Origin of the sequence: Streptomyces flavofungini (assembly GCF_041028215.1) — a bacterium.
Classification (GTDB): Bacteria; Actinomycetota; Actinomycetes; order Streptomycetales; family Streptomycetaceae; genus Streptomyces; species Streptomyces flavofungini_B.
The window spans coordinates 1-4,316 of record NZ_JASKYR010000613.1 but is presented as its reverse complement, the minus strand read 5'-3'; the positions used below and the strand labels follow the sequence as shown (position 1 = coordinate 4,316).

Sequence of the window (4,316 nt, the reverse complement as noted above, 5' to 3'; positions counted from 1 at the left end):
CCTCCCCCCAGCCCCGGCCCCCCGGCCAGCTTCCGTTCCGTTTGTCTCAGTCGCGTCGTCCGGCATGGGCACCCCGCTTCCCGCCGGTCACCAGGCGCCCTTGAGTACGGCGACGCTCGCGTCGTCGCGGCGGGTGCCTGCCTCGCGCAGCAGTTGACCGGCCACCACGAGGGGCGAGTGCTGGAGCAGGCCGGGCAGCGCGCGGGGGTCCCAGCGCTCGGTCAGGCCGTCGGAGTGCATCACCAGCGCGGCGCCCTGGGTGAGCGGCTCCTCGAAGGTCCGTATGCGCCGCATCTGGCCGCCCACGATCCCCGGGGCCGACAGCAGTGCCTTGCGCCCGCCGTGATCGAAGAGGAAGCCGCTCACATTGCCGATGCCGCAGTACAGGAGGCGGCCCGCCGCGGGGTCGACCCGGGCCACGGCCACCGCTCCGCCGCGCGTGCCCCGCAGGGCCCGGTGCACGTCGTCGAGGACGCGCTCCGGGGTGAGGTCGCGCGCGGCGTGGAAGGCCTTGACCGCCGCCTGGCTCGCCCGCGCCGCGAGCGGCCCGTGTCCCAGACCGTCGCAGAGCATCAGCAGGATCGTGGGCTTGGCCCCGGCGTCGGCGGTCGGCGCCGTACGGACCGCCCACGCGTCGCCGCACACCGTCTCGCCGCTGATCGGCCTGGTCACCCCGGAGACCGTGGACGGGCCGGACTGGTCGACCGACGCCCTGCCGTCCACCGCGCGCGGCCAGAACCGCGCGCCCACGACCGTGCCCCGGCCGGGGACGGAGTGCAGATCGAAATGGTCCGCGAGGCGGGAGACGGCGCCGAGGCCGATGCCCAGCGTCCCCGCGGTGGAGGAACCGTCGGCCAGCGCCGCGGCGACGTCCGCCATCCCCGGCCCGGCGTCGACGGTGAGGAACTCCACCCCCGCCTGGTCCCCGGTGCGCACCACCCTCAGCAGCAGCGCCCCGTCCTCGGCGTGCCGCCGTACGTTCGTGGCCGCCTCGGTCACGGCGAGGGCGACCTCCGCCGCGCGGTGGGCGCTGAGGCCGACCCGTCTGGCCAGCGCGGCGGCGGCCCCGCGGGCGGCGGCCGCGAGGGACTCGCCGTCCCTGAACCACTGCACGTCCTCGGTGTCCAGGACGGTGCCGGCGGTCACCGGACCCACTTGATGATGGTCACCATCGTTCCCTCGCCCACCACGGTGTGCAGGTGGAAGTCGTCGACCAGACGGCGGGCGCCGCTGAGCCCGAGGCCGAGCCCGCCTCCCGACGTCCAGCCGTCGGTCATCGCCTGCTCCACATCGGCGATGCCCGGACCCGCGTCCTCGAAAACGGACGCCACTCCGCGCTTGCCCGCGCCGTCGACGAGACCGGCGCGGACGGTTCCCCCGCCGCCGTAGATGAGCGTGTTGCGGGCCAGTTCACTGGCGGCCGTGATCATCTTCGTCTGGTCGACCAGGGAGAGGCCGCACTGCTGTGACAGCGCGCGGATGGCCTGGCGTACGTGGACCAGGTCCCCGCTGCGTGTGACGGGATAGGCCTGGGGTTCCGCTCCGGCCGTCCAGGGCCCGTTCACCGCAAGGCCGAACTGGCGGGCCGGCGCAACTGCTCAAGCCCCTTTTCCAGGTCGAGGGCGGTGCTGACCCCGCCGAGCGAGAGGCCCAGCTCGACGAGGGTGATGGCCACGGCCGGGCGCATGCCCACGACCACCGTACGCGCGTCGAGGACGCTGGAGATGGACGCGACCGTAGCCAGCATCCGGCCCACGAAGGAGTCGACGATCTCCAGGGCGCTGATGTCGATGATCACGCCCCGGGCGGACTTGGCCACGATCTGCTCGGCCAGGTCCTCCTGGAGGTTCAGGACGGTCTGGTCCTCCAGGTCGGACTGGACGGAGACCACCAGGGTCTCGCCGATGCGGAGGATCGGAATGCGCTCGCTCATCGCCGGTCGTCCTTGTGCGCGACCAGGTCCACGCCGGTGCGGCGCAGCGCGAGCTTGAGCGCGTCGGCCAGGCTGGCCTTGGTGACGATGCCCTCGAACTCGATGCCGAGCGCCACGATGGTCTGCGCGATCTGCGGGCTGATGCCGGACACCGTGCACTCGGCGCCCATCAGCCGGGCGGCCACGATGGTCTTGAGCAGGTGCTGGGCGACCTGGGTGTCCACCGCGGGGACGCCCGTGATGTCGATGATCGCCTGCTCGGACCCCGTGTCGACCAGGGCGTGCAGCAGCTTCTCCATCACCACCTGCGTGCGCGCGGAGTCCAGGGTGCCCACCAGCGGCACCGCGATGACGCCGTCCCACAGCCGCACCACCGGCGTGGACAGTTCGAGCAGCTGCTCGGCCTGGGTCGTGATGATCTCGTCGCGCGTACGCGTGTACGTCTCGATCGTGTACAGGCCGAGTCCGTCGAGCACGCGGGCCAGTTGCAGGTACGCGCCGATCTCCTCGGCCGAACCGTCCTGGAGGACCGGTTCGAGCACCTGCTTCAGCGCGAAGACGCTGATGGCCGTCTCGCTCGGCGAGAAGCCCTGCCGCGCCCTGTTCCGCGAGAGTTCGGTCAGCAGGGCGCGCACTTCCGCCATCTCCACGGCGTGCACGTCCGTGACACCCTGGCGCAGGGCCTGCACCAGCGCGTCGTACAGTTCTCGCAGTTCACGCTCGAGCTCCGCCGTACCGAGCCGGCCGCCCAGCGATCGGGACACCTCCTGGACCCACGACGCGGCAAGGTCCTCGCCCTTGACCGTCAGGAGCCCCACGAGGTCCACAGCGTTCTCCCGCTTCACCATGCGGGCACTCCTTCGTCTTCACTTCTTCACACTTGTCCGACCGCCGAATCGTACGGCACGGCGCGGACACCGCCGCACCCCCCTTCCGGTTCGGAGCGAGGGGAGGCACCGCAGGTCAGCCGGGGGCCAGGGCGGCACGGGCAAGCGCGCGGTGCGGCGGCGGGCTAATGCCGGTGCTGCTCCGCGTAGTGCGCCCGCAGCAGATCCGCGCCCCAGTCGTGGCGGACGTGACGCCAGACCGAGTGGGCGTGGTTGCCGCCGTCCTGGGTGTTGTCGTACTCGATGAGGAAGTCCGGGGCCCCTACGCAGTAGTAGTGCCGGTCCCCGGGCTCCCGGCCACCGGCCCAGGCGAACGAGAGGGCGTCCAGGCCGTGCCGTACGGTGTCGGCCCAGCACGCGCGCGCGTACGCCGCGGGCGCGCGGTCCAGGTAGCGGCGCACCAGGCGTTCGAGGAGCCGCCGCTGGCCGGCGGTCAGGTCCGCGTATGACAGCCCCGGCGGCAGCAGGTCCGGATCGGCGAAGGGGTCGGCACGGGTCAGGATGTCGTCGGGCGGGTCGGCGGCGAAGACCGCTCGGCCGCGCTGACCGGCGTCCAGGTCGCCGACCAGTTCCCTGGCGAGGTCCTCCTCCGGCCCGAGCAGTCGGCGCCCGGCCTGCGGGCCGTCCGCGACACGTGCCGGCTCGGCGCCGACGAAGTGCGGTGTCACGCGGACACCGGCCGTGGTCACCAGTACGTGGACGGCGAGGTGATGTCCGTTGACGCGCCAGCCCCACGGGCCGTCGCCGTCCGGGTCGCCCAGCAGCCGCATCCAGTAGCGGTCCGCTCCCGTGGTGCCGCTCACCCCACGGCGGTGCCGCTCGACCTCGATCGCCCCGCGCGCCAGTTCCGCTCCCGCCGCGCTGTGCGCCGCCGCCAGGAGCGCGTCGACGGCCTCGCGTGGACGGTCCTCCAGGCCCTCGGTGGGCAGCCCGGGGCGTGTGCCCGGCAGATACGTCCATTCCCGCAGCTCGGGAGCGTCCAGCCGGGCGGGGGCCGCGCGCAGCACACGCTCCTGTGCCGGATCGAGGGCACCGAGGAGCGCGTGCACCGCCTCGCGCATGGCGGCGACCGCCGCCCCCGTGTCCCCCTCCGTGTCCGCCTCCGTGTCCGCCTCCGTGATCGCCTCCGACCGATATCCGTCCACCGTCTCTCCTCCTTCGGGGCCGACCGTTGTCCCAACCCGGCCGCAGGGGCCTGTCATTCGTCCGTGCCCATGGTGCGTCATCCTTGCCCCGACGTCCGACGTCCGGCGTCCGGCGGCACGGCCCGACCGGCGGGGGCCGCACCTCCCCTAAGGGGTACGCCGGGGTAAACCCCCAGCGCGACAGGGCGATGAGGAGGATGTGGCGGCCGGGGCGTACGAGCCAGGATCGGCCCATGACGAAGACCACGCGCAAGACCACGCTCCTGCTCGCCGCCTCGGCCGCCGTCCTCGGCAGCCTCACCGCACCCGTCACGGCGACGGCCGTCGCCTCCTCCAGGCCCGTCCCCGTCC

At 73.2% G+C, this 4,316-nt stretch carries 5 protein-coding genes; all 5 read right to left on the bottom strand.

The window, feature by feature from the left end; translation table 11 throughout:
- Positions 1-87: 87 nt before the first annotated feature.
- The 5 genes from AB8Z36_RS30985 to AB8Z36_RS30965 all read right to left on the bottom strand — a co-directional run bounded on the left by AB8Z36_RS30985 (position 88) and on the right by AB8Z36_RS30965 (position 3,965).
- On the bottom strand, positions 88-1,155 hold the full coding sequence (locus tag AB8Z36_RS30985; RefSeq protein ID WP_369216710.1) for an ATP-binding SpoIIE family protein phosphatase: 1,068 nt from the start codon (positions 1,153-1,155) through the stop codon (positions 88-90).
- Positions 1,143-1,565 carry an anti-sigma regulatory factor gene (locus tag AB8Z36_RS30980; RefSeq protein WP_369216709.1) on the bottom strand — a complete coding sequence of 141 codons (423 nt, stop codon included), beginning with the start codon at positions 1,563-1,565 and terminating at the stop codon, positions 1,143-1,145. Before AB8Z36_RS30980 ends, AB8Z36_RS30985 begins: the two co-directional genes overlap by 13 nt.
- The gene (locus AB8Z36_RS30975) at positions 1,562-1,933 is read right to left on the bottom strand and encodes an STAS domain-containing protein (protein ID WP_369216708.1); all 372 of its coding nucleotides are present in this window, start codon (positions 1,931-1,933) and stop codon (positions 1,562-1,564) included. The genes AB8Z36_RS30980 and AB8Z36_RS30975 overlap by 4 nt, the downstream gene beginning before the upstream one ends.
- A complete protein-coding gene (locus AB8Z36_RS30970) occupies positions 1,930-2,781 on the bottom strand; it encodes an STAS domain-containing protein (protein ID WP_369216707.1) in 852 nt (283 codons plus the stop codon). The genes AB8Z36_RS30975 and AB8Z36_RS30970 overlap by 4 nt, the downstream gene beginning before the upstream one ends.
- Positions 2,782-2,945: 164 nt before the next feature.
- Positions 2,946-3,965, bottom strand: coding sequence for a DUF3500 domain-containing protein (locus AB8Z36_RS30965; RefSeq protein WP_369216706.1), 1,020 nt, complete (start codon positions 3,963-3,965; stop codon positions 2,946-2,948).
- Between the last annotated feature and the right edge of the window lie 351 nt (positions 3,966-4,316).

What these genes read in the sequence shown, in the direction of transcription:
- AB8Z36_RS30970 (WP_369216707.1), bottom strand. Translation starts at nt 2,781, where the DNA reads ATGGTGAAGCGGGAGAACGCTGTGGACCTCGTGGGGCTCCTGACGGTC.
- AB8Z36_RS30975 (WP_369216708.1), bottom strand. Translation starts at nt 1,933, where the DNA reads ATGAGCGAGCGCATTCCGATCCTCCGCATCGGCGAGACCCTGGTGGTC.